Below are 16,051 nucleotides of genomic sequence, written 5' to 3' on the forward strand. Positions count from 1 at the left end.
CGATCCACGAAGCTGTTTTAACCCATGATCATGGCGCTGAAGGTCGCCTCGGCAACCGACACGCCTTCGACGCGTGCAACACCCTTGAACCGCCAGACATTGGCGCGGGCGCGCTCCTTCACGACAGTAATATGCAGCTGATCACCGGGGCCGACCGGCCGGCGGAACTTGGCACCCTCGATTGTCATAAAATAAACGAGCTTGCCTTCAAAAGCCTCCCCCAGCGTCAGCACGACCAGCGTCGCCGCTGTCTGGGCCATGGCTTCGACAATGAGCACGCCCGGCATGACGGGCTGCGCCGGAAAATGCCCGGTAAAAAACGGTTCGTTGATGGTGACGTTCTTGATGCCGGTTGCCGACTCACCAAGCTTGATATCGACCATCTTGTCGATCATCAGGAAGGGATAGCGATGCGGGATAGCGGCCATGATACGCATGATATCGATAGCCTCGATATCCACTGTCGCGACTTCGGCTTCGCCGTTGTCAACCTTGCCGGCCTGCGCCGTTACTTCCTTGTTTTTCTCTTCCGCAGAGGCGTCCAATGTTCTGCTCACTTCTCGTTCCTGAGCGGGTAGGCCCTGCCAACCGCGCCCAATTGTCAGTTACATGACAACAGGTTTAACGTGTCCGCCTGCTTCTAGCAAAACTCTGTAGTCATGACCACCGCCTGACCGGTGGTGCTCAGGCGTCGGGCTTGCCGTCCTTCTTGGCCAGGCGGCGCAGAAAGGCGACATTGCGGAAGAACTCGCGGAAGGGCATGGCGGGGCTGCCAATGACATCTGCACCGGCCTCGACATCCGACATCACACCGCATTGTGCGCCAACGCGGGCCTTTTCGCCGATCTTGATATGACCGATCAGACCTGCCTGAGCGGCAATCGTGACGAAATCACCCAGTTCTGTCGAACCGGAAATACCAGCCTGCGACACCACGATACAGCAGCGACCGAGCTGCGCATTGTGGCCGATCTGGACAAGATTATCGATGCGCGTCCCTGCCCCGATTACAGTGTCGCGCATGGAACCACGGTCAATGGTCGAGTTCGCACCGATCTCGACATCATGACCCAGAATGACGCGCCCCAGCTGCGGGACGGTCTCGAACCCTGCTGGTCCGACAGCAAAGCCGAAGCCATCCTGTCCAATACGCGCACCCGGATAGAGGGTGACACGATCATCGAGAATGGCATGAGACAGCGAGACATGCGCGCCGATGCGGCACGATGCGCCAATCACGACACCCTGCGCCACATCTGCGTGAGGACCGATGACGCTCCCCGCCTCGATCTGCACATTGGCGCCAATCGTTGCGAACGGGCCAATCTCGACACCCTCGCCCAGGACTGCGCTTTCATCGACAAACGCTGTTGGATGTACGCCGGGGCGCGATGGGGGCACCGGGTGGAAACGGGCGGCAATACGGGCCCATGCAAGGTAAGGAGACTTGCTGACCAGCCCGACCACGCCCTCGGGAAGCTTGTCCTTGAACGCCGGCGCAAGAATGACGGCACCAGCCTTGGTTTCTGCCAGGAGCGGCAGATAGCGCCTGTTATCCAGAAAGCTCACTTCCTGCGCAGTAGCCGCCTGAAGAGGCGCCACACCACGCAACATGCGCTGACCCGCCTCACTCTGCCCCACGATCTCGGCATCCGCCCACTCGGCAAGCGACTGGATCGAGAACGGTCCCTGACGTCCGAAGAAGCGGGGATCGCCGGGGAGAGCGTCTGGCAGGGAAAGCGTCATGACAGATCAGTGCTTTCTGAGGATGGAGGCAGGAGCGGCTTGTGGTGCAGGAGCCGCCGACGGTGCGGCGGGACCGGGGCCAACTTGCGAGTTCGTATCTTCATCCGCAGTGGTCGGCATCTTGCCCGACTTTGCCAGCACTTCGGGATCGACATCCTCAGCAGGAATGAAGACGTGCGGCAGCACCTTGTTCAGAACCTTGGCTGTCTCTTCCGTGATGTCCTGACCATCGACATGCAGGGCGACCTGTTCGCTATGCAGAACGAGGTTCATGCTGTGGGATGCAGCAACCTGACGCACGATACGAACCAGCTCACGCTCGATCTGGTTCAGGGAAACATTGGCTGCTTCCTGAATGATCCGGGCGCGATTGGCAAAATCACGCTGCGCCTTGGCACGACGCTCCTGCAAATGACGCTCACGCAGCTGGATCTGCTCTGAAGTCAGCGTGCGGGCGCTTTCCTGCAGCTTCTGCTGCTCGGCACGCCAGCCAGCCTGCTCCTTCTGGGCCGCAGCGGCGAGCTTGTCGCGGCGCTCGCCCAGAACACGCTGCGCCTCGGCGGCAGCGCTGGAGAGACGCATGACGGTCGGAATGCTGATCACACCAAGCAGGGCGGCCGGCGGCGGTGCCGCCTTGGGCAGATCGGGCGAGTCAGGAATAGGAGGCTGCGGCAGAACGGGCGGTGTTTCCGGCTGCTGCATCGGTTCATCAGCATCCTGCGCCATGGGCTGCGCGACGGGAACGCGGCGAGCCGGATGCGGCGCGGCAGGAGCCGGTTGCTGGGCCGTCTTGGGGACAAACCAGCCACCATTGCCGGAGGCGTTCTGGGCAGATTGTGCCTGGGCCAGGCTCGGCAGGCTGACGGAAGCGAGCAGTGCCGAAGCAGCCACGAAGCGGGCTGCCGAGAAAATGGACATGGAAACCTCTGTTCAAGACCGGGTGGCTATCGCCTTCTTGGCGGGCGATAGCACAGAGCGGTAAGCGGAGATCAGAATTGCTGCCCGAAGCCGAAACGGATCGGGTAGAGACGGTCGTTGCGCGACTTGCGGATCGGCACGGCGGCGTCGATGTTCACGAGGCCAAACGGGCTTTTCCAGGAAATACCGAGACCCGTGGTGACGCGCGGTGTGAGCGTGTTACCCGTGACAGGCGTGTATTTGGCCTGCGTCGGGTTGGTGTACAGATTCTTCACGCGCAGCCCTGCAAGGCTACCGGCATCGACGAAGTAACGTCCGGAAATCCCGACATCCTCACCCATGGGCAGCGGGAAGTTGAGCTGGGCGGACGCCGTGTAGATGAAGCGACCACCGATCAGATCTTCCTGACCCGGTAGCGGGTTATCGATGCTTGTATGGCCCGTACGCGGACCGGCACCACCCTGCAGGAAGCCGCGGAGGTTTTCACCACCAAGATAGAAGTTGTCGATGATGCTGACATTGCTGCTCTTGGACCAGTCGCCCATATAGCCGACACCGCCCTTGAACTGCAGGCCCCAATCATGGTTACCGGTCACGGAATCGAGCGGCACATAATACTGGCCGTCGAACTTGGCGCGCAGATACTTCACGTCGCCACCCACACCGGCGAAATCGCCGCTCAGGTTCAGTACATAGCCCTTGCGCGGACGCATGCGGTTATCGCGACGGTCATAGGTAAGCGTGGTGCTCAGCTGCGAGAGCAGCGACCAGCCTGCCGAATCCTGCACGTAATAAGACGGGACATACTGATAGCCGTAGGTCGCAATATCGCTCTGGCTGAAGATGTTGCCGACGCGACGATCGATCAGCGAGTAGCTCCAGGATTGCGAGAGGTAGTTGTTATACGAATACCCCATGCGCAGCGTCATACCGTAACGGCCCTCTTTATAGGACTGATAGGTCTGATAGTTGTTTTCGATACCGAAGATATCGATACCAGCAACGATATTGCGGTTCAGGAAGTAGGGATCGGTCAGCGAGAGATCGACCTGCTTCTGATAATACGCAACCGTTCCGGAGATGCCGGCATCCATGCCCGTGCCAAGCAGGTTATGCTGCTTGACCGAGCCGTTACCGAGAATACCAACGTCGGTCGAGTAACCACCGCCAAGCGAGAATTCGCCGGTCGGCTTCTCAACCACATTGGCCGCAACGTTCACCTTGTCCGGTGCCGAACCCTGGGTCTGATCGACGGAAACCGTGCTGAAATAGCCGAGATCCTGAAGCGCAGCCTTGGAGTACTTGCGATCGAACGGGGTGTACGGATCACCCTCTGCCATGGGTAGCGCACGACGGATGACCTTGTCCTTGGTCACCGTATTGCCGTTGATGTCGATGCGCTCGACATAGACATGCGGGCCTTCGTTCACATCGAACAGCAGATCGACAATGCGTTTTTCAGGATTGCGGGCAATCTCGGAACGAACCATCGCAAACGGATGGCCTGTCGCCTGCAGACGCTCCTGCATACCCGTCACGTTGTTCTGGATAGCCGTACCGTCGTACCACTGATGCGGGAACAGATCGATATACTGCTTGAGGTCCTTGGATTCCACATGACGAAGGCTGGAACGCACATCCATCTTGCCAATACGATAACGCGGACCCTCATCCACCGTGAAGGTGATGATGAAGTTCTTGCGGTCAGGTGAGAGTTCACCTGTCGCATTGATCATGTGGAAATCGACATAACCATTGTGCAGATAGAAGCGACGCAGCAATTCGGCATCGTACTTCACGCGCTCAGGGTTGTATTCGTCCGATGAGGAGAAGAAGCGATACCACTCGGTCTCCTTGGACGAGATCACAGAGGCCAGACGGGCTTCGCTGAACGCCTTGTTGCCGACGAACACGACCTTGTTGATCAGGGTCTGGCGGGCTTCGTTGATCTTGAAGATCACATCGACACGGTTATGCGACAGTTTGATGATCTGTGGCGTAACGGTCGCGCCGAAACGGGCCTTCGAGGCATACAGATCGAGCAGCTTCTGACGATCAGCCGCGGCCGCCTGCGAGGAGAACACGGCGCGCGGTCGCATGGCGATTTCCTTGCGCAGATCTTCATCCTTCACCGCATGATTGCCCTCGAAGGCAATGCGATTGACGATGGGGTTCTCCACAAGGTCCACGTTCAGCGTGCTGCCTGTACGGCGCAGTGTCACGTCCTTGAACAGACCGGTCGCATACAACGTCTTGAGCGAACGATCGAGATCGTCCTGGTTGAAACGGTCACCGGGCTGCACCACCATATAGGACAGCACGGTGCTGGTTTCGATGCGGGTATTACCCTTCACGTCGATCGCCTCGATCATCTGCCCATTGGCCTGCCGCGATGCGGCTACCTGGTGATGCGACGGACGGCGGGTTTTCTGAGCCTCGGCCTTCCCTGCCCAAACAGGGAGTATGCAGACCGAAGCAAGAAGAACGAGGCGTTTACCTGACAAGACGGACGTTCCTTAACTTCATCAACCCGACGTGAAGGTTTATTTCAGACAATTTAAATTTATGCAACGAAGCGATGACCTTTGCCTGTCCCGCTTCCACCGGACCTATCCGGTTTATAACCCCTGAGCAAGCGCCTCGCCTCATGAAGTGTCGTAACACTCTGTGTCAGGCGGGCAGTTGCCAGCGTTTTTCTATCGAAACAGACCGAGATTCGATAGGTCGTTGAATGTGGAAAACAGGAAGAGCGCTGCAATAATTGCAAAACCAGCCTGATAGCTGATTTCCTGGATCTTGCGCGAGACGGGCTTCCCCCGCACAGCCTCGGCTGCGTAAAAGACGAGCCGCCCACCATCGAGCAAGGGGATGGGGAACAGGTTGATCAACCCGAGATTGATCGAGAGCAGCGCCATGAAGGACAAAATGCTGGCAAAACCATAATGGGCCACCTGCCCTGAAAGCTGAGCGATCCTGATTGTGCCACCCAATTCACGGGCGCTGCGGTGACCCGTGACGATTTGCCACACACCTTGCAGGGTCTGCACCGAAACAAGCCAGGTTTCATGCAGTCCTGCCGTTACAGCGCTCGCGAAACCCATTGGCTTGCCTGGCACAAGCTGCGCCATGATGCCTATGCTACCTGTATCGGGCGCACCGAGCTTGCCCGGCACACGATCCAGCGTAATGGGCAGGCTCAGATCCTTGTCACCACGATGGATCCCTAATGTCGTGCTTTCCCCAGGCATCTTGACGGCGTGCGCCTGGATATCGGCAAAGTTGAAGACATCGAGCGAGCCCAGCCGGGTGATGATATCCCCCTTCTGCAATCCCGCCTTTTCAGCCGCGCTGTGAGGCACAACCTGCGCAATTTCGTTCTTCAACTCGGGCTTGCCGACGGCGACATAGAGAGCCGTGAAAAGCATGATAGCGAAAACGAAATTGAACACAGGCCCCATGACGATGACCAGCATACGCGAGCCAACCGGCTTGTCGTGAAATGTCTGACCAGGGACCCAGGAGGCTTTCTGCTCGGGCGTTGCGTCCTCGGGATCTTCGAACCCATGCGGCTTGACGAAACCGCCGAGCGGAATGGCTGAAATGCGCCATTCAGTTCCTGTGCGATCATGCCAGCGATAAAGCGCCGGCCCGAAACCGATGGAGAACGTATCCACCTTCACCCCGCGCCAGCGCGCGGCGAGGTAGTGCCCCATCTCGTGAACAAAGACGAGCACCCCCAGGATGAGGGCGAAGGCAAGGATCGTCACCGCGAATTCATGCATGAAGCGTCTCCGCGCCGTTCAGGGAATTGTTGCGCTCGCGCGATACGAAAATCTCTGCCACCCTACGAGCTTCCGCATCCCAGTGCAGCACGTCGTCGAGCGTATCGAGCTTCGGTGCCCCGAGCTTGTCCATTGCGTGGGCAATCGTATCGCCGATGCCGAGGAAGCCAATGCGACGACCAAGAAAGGCCTCAACGGCGATCTCGTTGGCCGCAGAGAAAATGGTGGGGGACGCCGCTCCGGCACAAAGGGCCTCACGGGCCAGACGCAGCGCGGGGAAACGCACCTCGTCGGGCGCTTCAAAATCCAGACGGGCGAGCGCCGCCAGATCCAGACGCGGCGCATTGGTCTGCATGCGGTCGGGCCATGCCAGGGTATTGGCAATGGGTACGCGCATGTCGGGCGCACCAAGCTGCGCAATCAGGCTGCCATCACGAAACTGCACCATGCCATGAACAGCCGATTGAGGATGAACCAGCACGTCGATCTGCGCATTGCTCAGGCCGAAAATGCGGGCAGCCTCGATCACCTCAAGGCCCTTATTGGCCATCGACGCAGAATCGATCGTGATTTTGGCCCCCATGCTCCATGTCGGATGCTTCAGTGCATGTTCAGGCGTCGCGGCGCGCATGGTCTCGATGGAAGCGCACCGGAACGGACCACCAGACGCCGTCAGCACGATCTTCTCAACGCTCTCGATCGGACTGCCCGTCAGGCTTTGAAAAATGGCGTTATGCTCTGAGTCGACCGGGAGCAGCGTTGCACCTGCTGCCGCGACCTCACGCAGCATCACGTCACCCGCACTGACGAGCGCCTCCTTGTTGGCCAGCGCGATGGCGCGGCCATTACGTGTCGCTGCCAGAGTCGGCTCCAGCCCAGCAGCCCCGGTAATGGCCGCCATCGTCCAGTCTGCCTCCATCGCGGCTGCCTCGATGACCGCCTGACGACCACCAGCTGCCTGCACGCCGCTGCCTCTGAGCCGATCTCGCAGTTCATCCAGCAGGGATTCATCGTTGATAACTGCAACCTCTGCGTGCAGGGCTATCGCCTGTTCTGCAAGCAGCGCCACGTTACGCCCACCGACAAGCGCCCGGATCCGAAAACGCTCAGGCTCGGCCAACAGAAGATCGATCGTAGAGCATCCGATGCTGCCAGTACTGCCAAGAACGGTGATGCTACGTGGTGAGGCGGTCATGATCCCAGGATACTCCAGATCAATGCAATGAAGCGGAAGGTGAAACAAAGAGATGCGTCAGAGCCGCGAGCACATCATGGGGTGAGACGTTCCAGAAAATCTGTTCCGGCACACATACTGAGAGAAGAGCGGCGAGAGGAGCGGCCGCGAGAAGCCCATCGAACCGGTCAAGCAATCCGCCATGACCGGGGATAAGCTTGCCCGAATCCTTGATGCCGACGCGGCGCTTGGCGGCACTTTCCGCGAGATCACCCGTTTGGGAGGCACAGCCAAGGCCCATCCCCCATACGAGCCCGCCGAAAGGGGCACCGAGCCCCGAGATCAGCGCCACGGCCATACCTGCAAGGCCTGCAGCCACAAGCCCGCCGATCGCACCGGACCGCGTCTTGCCCGGAGAAATGCGCGGCGCAAGTTTGGCACCTCCAAAGATACGTCCGGCAAGATAGGCCCCGCTATCACTGGCGATGACCACCAGAACGACAAAGAGGACCAATACTGACCCGTGAGCTGGCTCACGCAGCCAGAACAGCGACAATCCCCCGAAGGCTGCCACAGCAACGCAGGCCCATTGGGCAGCCCCAAATATTCCAGCAGCGCATACCATAGCGAAGGCGACACGCCATTCGCCCTTCATGGCTGCCAGCAATGCGACCAGTGGCCAGCCCATCAGAAGCGAGCCGCGCCAGTTCCATGCCCCTCGTTCCCACTTCAGCCCGGCCATCGCGATCGCTTCATAAGCCAGACCGAGACTAACAAGCAGGATCATGGCACGGTAGGCCAGTCCGCCCATGAGAATGCAGAAGACAGCTACTGGAATTATGACAGCTGCAGAGATCAGGCGCAGACGCAGATCAGACCATCGTTGCGCTGCGTTTTGCTGGCTCACAGAACGCCATCCGGTTCGAGACGCTTGCCGAAGCGACGCTCACGTCGGGAAAAATCACTCATGAGAGCTTCAAAATGGCTCTCGTCAAAATCAGGCCACATCACATCCAGGAAAGCCAGTTCGGCATAGGCCGATTCCCATAGCAGAAAGTTGGAGAGGCGCCGTTCGCCACTTGTGCGCACGATAAGATCAGGGTCAGGGAAAGACGATGTCTGGAGGAAGTCGCCGAACGCGGCCTCGCTCACGCCATCAAGGTCGAGTTCACCACGAGAGGCCGCCAAGGCCATCTTGCGCGCCGCGCTGAGCATGTCATGCCGCGCCCCGTAAGAAAGCGCGAGGATCATGGTCAGCCGCGTATTATGTCCTGTCAGACTTCGAGCGCGCTCGATCTCATCACGAAGGCTGGCGTCGAAACGGGTGAGATCACCGATAAAGTCGAGCCTGACATTCTGCTCGTGAAGCTCCGCCACCTTGTGGCGCAGATAAAAGCGCAGAAGCGACGTCAGATCAGACACCTCTTCGGTGGTACGGTTCCAGTTCTCGGATGAAAACGCATACAGCGTCAGATAGCGCACACCGGCATTTATAGCAGCCCTGACGCAACGCCTGACAGCCTCGGCGCCCGCTCGGTGGCCAGCCATCACAGGCTTGCCACGCGCACGCGCCCAACGTCCGTTGCCGTCCATGATGACAGCAACATGACGTGGAATGACTACTGCAGCCGCTCCTGGAGCAGGAGCCTTATGTGCGCGTGAGGAGGACACAGCCTTGAATCAGACCTGCTTGATCTCGCGTTCCTTGTCCGCCAGCATGTCGTCAACCTTCTTGATATACTGGTCGGTCAGCTTCTGAACGCCGTCAGACCACACCTTCATGTCGTCCTGGCTGATTTCGCTCTTCTTTTCGTGTGTCTTGATCTGGTCCATGCCATCACGACGCACATTGCGCACGGCAATCTTGCCGTTTTCGGCATAACGCCCAGCGGCGCGGGCCAGCTCGGTACGACGCTCTTCCGTCAGCTGGGGAATCGGCACGCGCACGGTCTGGCCATCAGCCGCCGGGTTGAGACCGAGACCGGCATCACGGATGGCGCGCTCAACGGCACCTACGAGACCGCGATCCCAGACCGAGACCGTCAGCATGCGCGCTTCGGGAACGGCAATCGAACCCACCTGGGAGAGCGGCACTTCACTGCCATAGGCTTCGACACGGACCGGCTCGAGCAGGTTCGGGCTGGCGCGGCCCGAGCGCAAGCCTGACAGATCGCGGCGCAGGCTCTCGAGGGCGCCATCCATACGGCGCGTCAGATCGTCAAGCAGATCGTTCAGTTCGGCAGGCATTGGTCTCTCCTTCAATACGGTTCAGGCGTCCGGACCGGGGAAATGTCCCTTGGGTGGCGGTATGGCATTGCCGTGATATCCCGAGGGCCATGAGCCCTCGCGAGATCCCCCGGAACACCCGGCAGATGGCCCTGCTCAGGCCGTTTCGATGATACGGGTGAAACGCCCCTCGCCGCGCATGACACTCGCAAACGCACCGGGGGCATGAATATTGAAAACAATGATCGGAAGCCGGTTTTCACGCGCCAGCGAAATAGCAGTTGCGTCCATCACATTCAGATCGCGTGACAGCACGTCCATGTAGGACAGTTCATCATAACGCTCGGCATCCCGCACGCGGCGCGGGTCGGCAGAATAGACACCATCGACCTGTGTGCCCTTGAGCAGAACATCACATTCCATCTCGTTGGCGCGCAGTGCAGCCGCAGTGTCAGTCGTGAAGAACGGATTGCCCGTACCCGCAGCAAAGATGACCACACGTCCCTTTTCCATGTGGCGCACGGCACGACGACGGATATAGGGCTCGGCAATGGAGGACATCTGGATGGCGGACATCACGCGGGTATCGATCCCGGCGCGCTCAAGAGCATTCTGCATCATCAGCGCGTTGATGACGGTTGCCAGCATACCGGCATAATCACCCTGGGCGCGGTCCATGCCCTTCGCTGCGGCGGCCACACCCCGGAAGATGTTTCCGCCACCGATCACCAGACAGACCTGGATGCCGCTGCGTGAGACAGAAGCAACATCGCTCGCGATGGCCTCGACCATCTGCGGCTCGATACCGAATGAGCCCTTGCCCATAAGGGCTTCGCCCGAAACCTTGAGAAGAACGCGCTTGTATCCTGCAGAAGTTCCGGTCATCGCATCCTCTTTTACAGCGGCCTGATCAGGGCCCAACACGGCCCGCGCCTCTCTTATAGGGCGCGGCCTGTCCTCACAAGAACTTCTCAGGCGTCATCCAGCCCGATGGCGCGCAGTCTGGCCTTTTCCTCGTCCCAGCCCGCGCGCTCACGCACGTTCAGGAAAAGGTGGCAGGGGCGCTCAAGCAACCGGCCCAGATCCAGACGGGCCCGCTCGCCAATGCTGCGAATCTTGCGTCCCCCCTCACCAATCAGAATGGCCTTGTGCCCGGGCCGGGAGACATAGATCGTGGCATCGATGCGCACAGACCCATCAGGGCGTTCCTTGAAGCTCTCTGTCTCGACAGTGGCCTGATAGGGAATTTCCTCATGGGTCTGCATGAAGATCTGCTCGCGCACCAGTTCGGCCGCCAGCAAACGATCGGGCAGATCGGTCAGATCATCCTCCGGATAGAGGTAAGGCCCCTCCGGCAGTTCAGCTGCGAGATAATCCAGCAGATCGTCCACCCCATCACCCGAACGGGCGCTGAGCATGAACACATGCTCGACCGACAGCTGATCGGTAATGGCTTTGGTCAGGGGCAGAAGCTGCTGCGTGGTCACGAGGTCGGTCTTGTTGAGCACAAGCCAGACACGACGCTTCTGCTTCGCCAGGGTATCGATCACCGCCTGGGCCTCTTCGCGTATGCCAGCCTTGGCATCGATCAGCAGGAGCGAGATATCGGCGTCCTGTGACCCGGTCCACGCTGCCGCCACCATAGCCCGGTCGAGCTTGCGCTTTGGCTTGAAGATGCCCGGCGTATCAACCAGCAGAATCTGGGAAGTCTGCCGCATCAGGATCCCGAGCACGCGAAAGCGCGTCGTCTGGGCCTTGGGACTGACGATCGAGAGCTTGGTCCCGGTCATACGGTTGATCAGGGTGGATTTACCGGCATTCGGAGCCCCGACCAGGGCGACGAAACCACAACGTGTTGTCATTTTCTATCCTTCGTGCCTTTACGGCCACGGTTCAATCGCCGAAGCAAGGCAGTAGCTGCCTCACTCTCGGCCTGGCGCTTGCTACCCGCAACGCCTTCTCCTCGCTCCCCCATAGCAGAAACCGCGATGGTAAAGCGCGGCGCATGTGAGGGGCCTTCCATGGAAAGCGTTTCGTAATCCGGCAAGGGGTATCCCCGGGCAAGAACGAATTCCTGCAGGGTCGTCTTGGGATCCTTGGGCGGCGTGATCTGCGAGGTCAGCAGGTCCTTCCACTTCTCCCGCACAAAACGTCGCGCCGGCTCCAGTCCGCCATCAAGATAGAGCGCCCCTAACAGAGCCTCCATCGCGTCGGCCTGAACATTGGCAAGACTACGTATACCGGCCTGCTCCTCATGCTCTGCGATATGCAGCGCCTCGGCCACACCAATGCTTTCCGCAATCGGGGCCAAAGCGTTGCGCGAGACCAGCGAGGCATGGCGGGGGCCCAACGCCCCTTCGGGCTCGTCGGGGAACTGCTCAAGCAGCCATTCTGCCATCAGCAGGCCAAGCACGCGATCACCAATGAATTCCAGCCGCTCGTTCGAGGCGGCGCTGGCAACCCTTACCGCCTGACGTGGTGCGCGCCTTCCCTGACGGGCAGAGACGGCAGAACGGTGTGTGAGCGCCTGCCGCAGCAATCCCTGATCAGTAAACTGGTGACCAAGGGCTTTCTGGAGGGTCTCCGTTATGGCGTCATGCGTCGTCATGAGCCACCCTCAATGCATGGTCGCGAAAAGATGGCTCCAGCGGATCTCGAAGGGCCATTGCCAGAACTGCCAGAGAGGATGAACGGCCTCGTACGAGAAGAACACGAAGCGTGCCTTGCCCACCAGATTGACCATCGGCACGTAGCCCAGATCCACACCATTATCGCGCTGGAAACGGCTGTCTCCGCTATTGTCGCGATTATCGCCCATCGCGAAGAAGTAGCCTTCGGGCACGACATATTCGCGCGTGTCGTTCTGCTCACCCTCATCCGTCTGCTTCAGGATCTGATGCGTGACAGACGCGGCGCCCGCACTTCCCGGCAAGGTTTCAAGATAGCGGATACCCGTCTGCGGATAACGATTCTCATCCATCACGGAGTAGGCGCCCAGCGATCTGCGCGGCACCAGCGTGCCGTTCAGATAGAGCTCGCCTGCGCGCATCTGGATATGATCACCCGGCAGACCGATGATGCGCTTGATATAATCGACCGACGTGTTTTGCGTATAACGGAACACCGCGACATCACCACGATGCGGCATCGAGCCCCAGATGCGCCCGTCAAAGAGATGCGGCGAGAACGGCATGGAGAATCGTGACCAGCCATAATCGAATTTCGTGACGATGATGTAGTCCCCTACCTGCAGGGTCGGGATCATGGATGCGCTGGGAATATTGAACGGTTCGAGAACCACCGTTCGTATCGCCAGCAATACGACAATCCAGATCGCGACAAAGCGCACGATCTCAAGGGGGGTATCTTCTTTTTTTCTGGAGGCGCGCGCCTCCTGATTCTGGTCGGTCATATCCGGGTCTTAGCGCAGGTGGTGGGGCATTGGCGACAGGCTATCACGAAGTACGGGAAACTGACTGCACGATCACATAGGCCAGGGCGTAAGGTATCTCGTCACTCAGGCTGAGCAGGATTTCCGCCCGCTCTCCCGGCAGAGCCATCACCGCAAGGCAGCGCGCCGCCTCGCCATGCAAGGTAAGATAGGGTTTGCCGGAGGCATCGTTGCCAACCTCGATGTCGGTCAGGGCGATACCGTCACGAAAGCCAGTGCCCAATGCCTTGACGCATGCCTCCTTGGCCGCCCATCGCTTGGCCAGGATGCCGATACGGCCATCGCCCTTGCGCGTATTCGCATAGGCTCGTTCCGCCGCGGTAAAACTGCGCTCGAGAAATCTTTCCCCTGAACGCTCGAGAACCCGTGCAATACGACGCATATCGCACAGATCCGTGCCAATCCCCCTGATCATCCCGCAGCTCAGTTCCGGGCGCGCTCGACCTGCATGACACCCTGCGCCGAACGCAGCGCCGCAATCATGGCGGACAGGTGCCGCACGTCACGCACTTCCAGATCGACCAGAATTTCCATAAAATCGAGCTGACGGTTCAGGATACGCAGATTGACGACACTGCCGTTATGTTTGGAAGCCGTATTGGTCAGCGTGGTCAGAACGCTCGACTCATTGGCAGCAATCACGCTGACACGTCCGATATGAGGCGCACCGCGCTCGCCTTGCGCCAGGGCCTCGTAGTCCCAGTCGATTTCAAGGAACCGTTCAGGCGTGGACGAGAAGGCACTCAAATTCTGGCAGGCACGCTGGTGGATGGTCACCCCCTTGCCCTGCGCGATGATCCCCACGATCGGGTCGCCCGGCAGCGGATGGCAACATCCGGCGAAATGGGTCGCAATCCCGGAACCGATACCGGTGATGATTGACCCAGCCTTGGCACCGTAGCGTGGCGTGGTGCCAACACCGCCACCCAGGCGACCCGACAGACCGGGCACCATACGGGGCGCGCGATGGGTCTGGCGCAGCTCCGGATAGGCCGCATTGACCACATCGCGCGGTCCGAGCTGACCATTGCCAACCGCAACATACAGATCCTCGATGCTGGCCTGACGCAGATCGCGCAGAAGCGATTCCAGAACCTTTTCGCTGCCATCAACGCCTTCCTGCCGGAAAGCCTTGGCCAGCGCCGTGCGCCCGCTATCGAGATTGACCTGACGCTGCTGCAAGGCAACGTGGCGGCGTATGCGCGCGCGCGCCTTGCCGGTGACAACGAACCGCTCCCAGGACGCCGAGGGCGTCCCGCCACGCGCCGTCATGATCTCGACCTGATCGCCATTCTGCAATTCATGGCGCAGGGGCATCAGGCGACCATTGATCTTGGCGCCTACGCAGGCGTCACCGACCTGACTATGCACCGCATAGGCGAAGTCGACCGGTGTCGCACGGCGCGGCAGGGAAATCAGCTGCCCTTTGGGGGTGAAACAGAAAACCTGATCCTGATACAGTTCGAGCTTCGTGTTTTCGAGAAACTCGTCAGGTGCCTCTGAATCCTCAAGGATCTCAAGCAGATCCTGCACCCAGCGCAGCTTGTTGAGGCCCAGAGCCGCAACTTCACTGTTGGACGCCTGCGCCTCGTCACGCTCCTTGTAGGCCCAGTGCGCTGCCACACCGTTCTCGGCAAAATTGTGCATGTCCGCTGTACGGATCTGCACCTCGATCTTTTGGTTGCGCGGCTGACGCAGGGTCACGCCCGTATGAAGGCTCTGATAGCCATTGGCCTTGGGGGTGGAAATGTAATCCTTGAAGCGCCCCGCGATCATCGGATAGGCGCCGTGAATGGCACCCAGCGCGGCATAACAGGCGTCACGGCTGGGAACGATCACGCGAAATGCCATGATGTCGGAAAGCTGCTCGAACGCGACATTGCGCTTTTGCATTTTGGCCCAGATGGAATAGGGCGATTTTTCCCGCCCCGTCACGTCGATCTGGGGCAGACCGACCTCGGCACAGAGCGCCTTCAGTTCATGCTTGATCTGCTCGATGATATCCGCGCCATGACCCCGCAGGAAGTTCAGGCGCGCCCGGATTGTTGCATCAGCCTCGGGCTCAAGCTGCTCGAAGGAGAGGTTCTGCAGCTCGGTCTTGACGCGATCCATACCGATACGTTCGGCCAGCGGGGCATAGATATCCATCGTTTCACGGGCAATGCGCAGGCGTCGATCCTGCCTCTGCACATAATGCAGGGTGCGCATGTTGTGCAGGCGATCGGCCAGCTTCACAATCAGCACGCGGATATCGCGCGACATGGCCAGAACGAGCTTACGGAAGTTTTCCGCCTGTTTCGTTCGGTCTGACTGCAACTCCAGACGGGTCAGCTTGGTCACGCCATCGACCAGACTGGCCACCGTCTCACCGAAGCGATCCTTCAGAAAGGCCGGGGTGATCCCGGTATCTTCGACCGTATCGTGCAGCAGCCCGACCATGATCGAAGGCACGTCCATGCGAAAACCCGCAAGGATGTTCGCCACGGCGATGGGATGGATAATATAGGGCTCACCATTATCGCGTTTTTGCTCGCGATGCGCCCTCTCGGCAACCTCGTAGGCTTCTTCCACGCGCTTGAGATCCGCTTGCGGATCATAGGCGGCGATGCGGCGAAGAAGGCCGCTGATCGACGGCATGGCGGGGGCCATGCCAGCCGATTCAACTGCGAGGCTTTCGGGCGCTGGCGTGTTGTGCTCGGCGCCGGGGAGAAGGGTGTCAGACATGCCGGTACTCTCTCCCGCAACCTAGATCGT

At 59.7% G+C, this 16,051-nt stretch carries 15 protein-coding genes; all 15 read right to left on the reverse strand.

The genetic code is table 11. The features are described 5' to 3' along the window. Positions 1-17: 17 nt before the first annotated feature. Positions 18-437 (reverse strand): 3-hydroxyacyl-ACP dehydratase FabZ, encoded by a 420-nt coding sequence (gene fabZ / locus ACWNRM_RS01070; protein WP_485169304.1) that lies wholly within the window; start codon positions 435-437, stop codon positions 18-20. A 247-nt stretch (positions 438-684) separates the two neighbouring features. Continuing rightward, positions 685-1,746, reverse strand: coding sequence for a UDP-3-O-(3-hydroxymyristoyl)glucosamine N-acyltransferase (gene lpxD, locus ACWNRM_RS01075; protein ID WP_485169102.1), 1,062 nt, complete (start codon positions 1,744-1,746; stop codon positions 685-687). A 6-nt stretch (positions 1,747-1,752) separates the two neighbouring features. After that, a complete protein-coding gene (locus ACWNRM_RS01080) occupies positions 1,753-2,664 on the reverse strand; it encodes an OmpH/Skp family outer membrane protein (RefSeq protein WP_485169103.1) in 912 nt (303 codons plus the stop codon). Between the two features lie 71 nt (positions 2,665-2,735). Further along, positions 2,736-5,168: an outer membrane protein assembly factor BamA gene (gene bamA / locus ACWNRM_RS01085; protein ID WP_485169104.1), complete on the reverse strand. Its 2,433-nt coding sequence runs from the start codon at positions 5,166-5,168 to the stop codon at positions 2,736-2,738. Between the two features lie 192 nt (positions 5,169-5,360). After that, positions 5,361-6,446, reverse strand: a complete 1,086-nt coding sequence (gene rseP, locus ACWNRM_RS01090) for an RIP metalloprotease RseP (protein WP_485169105.1) — start codon at positions 6,444-6,446, stop codon at positions 5,361-5,363. Next, entirely contained in the window at positions 6,439-7,641 is a 1,203-nt protein-coding gene (gene dxr / locus ACWNRM_RS01095) for a 1-deoxy-D-xylulose-5-phosphate reductoisomerase (RefSeq protein WP_485169106.1), read from the reverse strand. Before dxr ends, rseP begins: the two co-directional genes overlap by 8 nt. Before the next feature lie 19 nt (positions 7,642-7,660). After that, a complete protein-coding gene (locus ACWNRM_RS01100) occupies positions 7,661-8,527 on the reverse strand; it encodes a phosphatidate cytidylyltransferase (protein ID WP_485169107.1) in 867 nt (288 codons plus the stop codon). After that, positions 8,524-9,291, reverse strand: coding sequence for a polyprenyl diphosphate synthase (gene uppS, locus ACWNRM_RS01105; RefSeq protein WP_485169108.1), 768 nt, complete (start codon positions 9,289-9,291; stop codon positions 8,524-8,526). Before uppS ends, ACWNRM_RS01100 begins: the two co-directional genes overlap by 4 nt. A 9-nt stretch (positions 9,292-9,300) precedes the next feature. Continuing rightward, complete coding sequence (frr, locus tag ACWNRM_RS01110; protein ID WP_062164947.1) at positions 9,301-9,867, reverse strand: ribosome recycling factor; 567 nt, start codon at positions 9,865-9,867, stop codon at positions 9,301-9,303. Positions 9,868-10,002: 135 nt separating this feature from the next. Beyond that, on the reverse strand, positions 10,003-10,731 hold the full coding sequence (gene pyrH / locus ACWNRM_RS01115; RefSeq protein ID WP_485169109.1) for a UMP kinase: 729 nt from the start codon (positions 10,729-10,731) through the stop codon (positions 10,003-10,005). An 86-nt stretch (positions 10,732-10,817) separates the two neighbouring features. Then, positions 10,818-11,708: a GTPase Era gene (gene era, locus ACWNRM_RS01120; protein WP_035443892.1), complete on the reverse strand. Its 891-nt coding sequence runs from the start codon at positions 11,706-11,708 to the stop codon at positions 10,818-10,820. Beyond that, positions 11,705-12,454: a ribonuclease III gene (gene rnc / locus ACWNRM_RS01125; RefSeq protein ID WP_485169110.1), complete on the reverse strand. Its 750-nt coding sequence runs from the start codon at positions 12,452-12,454 to the stop codon at positions 11,705-11,707. The genes era and rnc overlap by 4 nt, the downstream gene beginning before the upstream one ends. 9 nt (positions 12,455-12,463) lie before the next feature. Next, entirely contained in the window at positions 12,464-13,258 is a 795-nt protein-coding gene (gene lepB, locus ACWNRM_RS01130) for a signal peptidase I (protein WP_485169111.1), read from the reverse strand. 43 nt (positions 13,259-13,301) lie between these two features. Beyond that, on the reverse strand, positions 13,302-13,712 hold the full coding sequence (gene acpS, locus ACWNRM_RS01135; protein WP_485169112.1) for a holo-ACP synthase: 411 nt from the start codon (positions 13,710-13,712) through the stop codon (positions 13,302-13,304). A gap of 8 nt (positions 13,713-13,720) precedes the next feature. Further along, complete coding sequence (locus ACWNRM_RS01140) at positions 13,721-15,946, reverse strand: RelA/SpoT family protein (protein ID WP_485169305.1); 2,226 nt, start codon at positions 15,944-15,946, stop codon at positions 13,721-13,723. Positions 15,947-16,051: the final 105 nt, after the last annotated feature.

Source organism: Asaia sp. A2, from assembly GCF_057319415.1.

Excerpts from the sequence above, each read along its gene's own strand:
- frr (WP_062164947.1), bottom strand. The coding sequence starts at position 9,867 with ATGCCTGCCGAACTGAACGATCTGCTTGACGATCTGACGCGCCGTATG.
- dxr (WP_485169106.1), bottom strand. The coding sequence starts at position 7,641 with ATGACCGCCTCACCACGTAGCATCACCGTTCTTGGCAGTACTGGCAGC.
- fabZ (WP_485169304.1), bottom strand. The coding sequence starts at position 437 with ATGCGTATCATGGCCGCTATCCCGCATCGCTATCCCTTCCTGATGATC.
- lpxD (WP_485169102.1), bottom strand. The coding sequence starts at position 1,746 with ATGACGCTTTCCCTGCCAGACGCTCTCCCCGGCGATCCCCGCTTCTTC.
- pyrH (WP_485169109.1), bottom strand. The coding sequence starts at position 10,731 with ATGACCGGAACTTCTGCAGGATACAAGCGCGTTCTTCTCAAGGTTTCG.
- rnc (WP_485169110.1), bottom strand. The coding sequence starts at position 12,454 with ATGACGACGCATGACGCCATAACGGAGACCCTCCAGAAAGCCCTTGGT.
- era (WP_035443892.1), bottom strand. The coding sequence starts at position 11,708 with ATGACAACACGTTGTGGTTTCGTCGCCCTGGTCGGGGCTCCGAATGCC.
- ACWNRM_RS01140 (WP_485169305.1), bottom strand. The coding sequence starts at position 15,946 with ATGGCCCCCGCCATGCCGTCGATCAGCGGCCTTCTTCGCCGCATCGCC.
- lepB (WP_485169111.1), bottom strand. The coding sequence starts at position 13,258 with ATGACCGACCAGAATCAGGAGGCGCGCGCCTCCAGAAAAAAAGAAGAT.
- ACWNRM_RS01080 (WP_485169103.1), bottom strand. The coding sequence starts at position 2,664 with ATGTCCATTTTCTCGGCAGCCCGCTTCGTGGCTGCTTCGGCACTGCTC.
- rseP (WP_485169105.1), bottom strand. The coding sequence starts at position 6,446 with ATGCATGAATTCGCGGTGACGATCCTTGCCTTCGCCCTCATCCTGGGG.
- acpS (WP_485169112.1), bottom strand. The coding sequence starts at position 13,712 with ATGATCAGGGGGATTGGCACGGATCTGTGCGATATGCGTCGTATTGCA.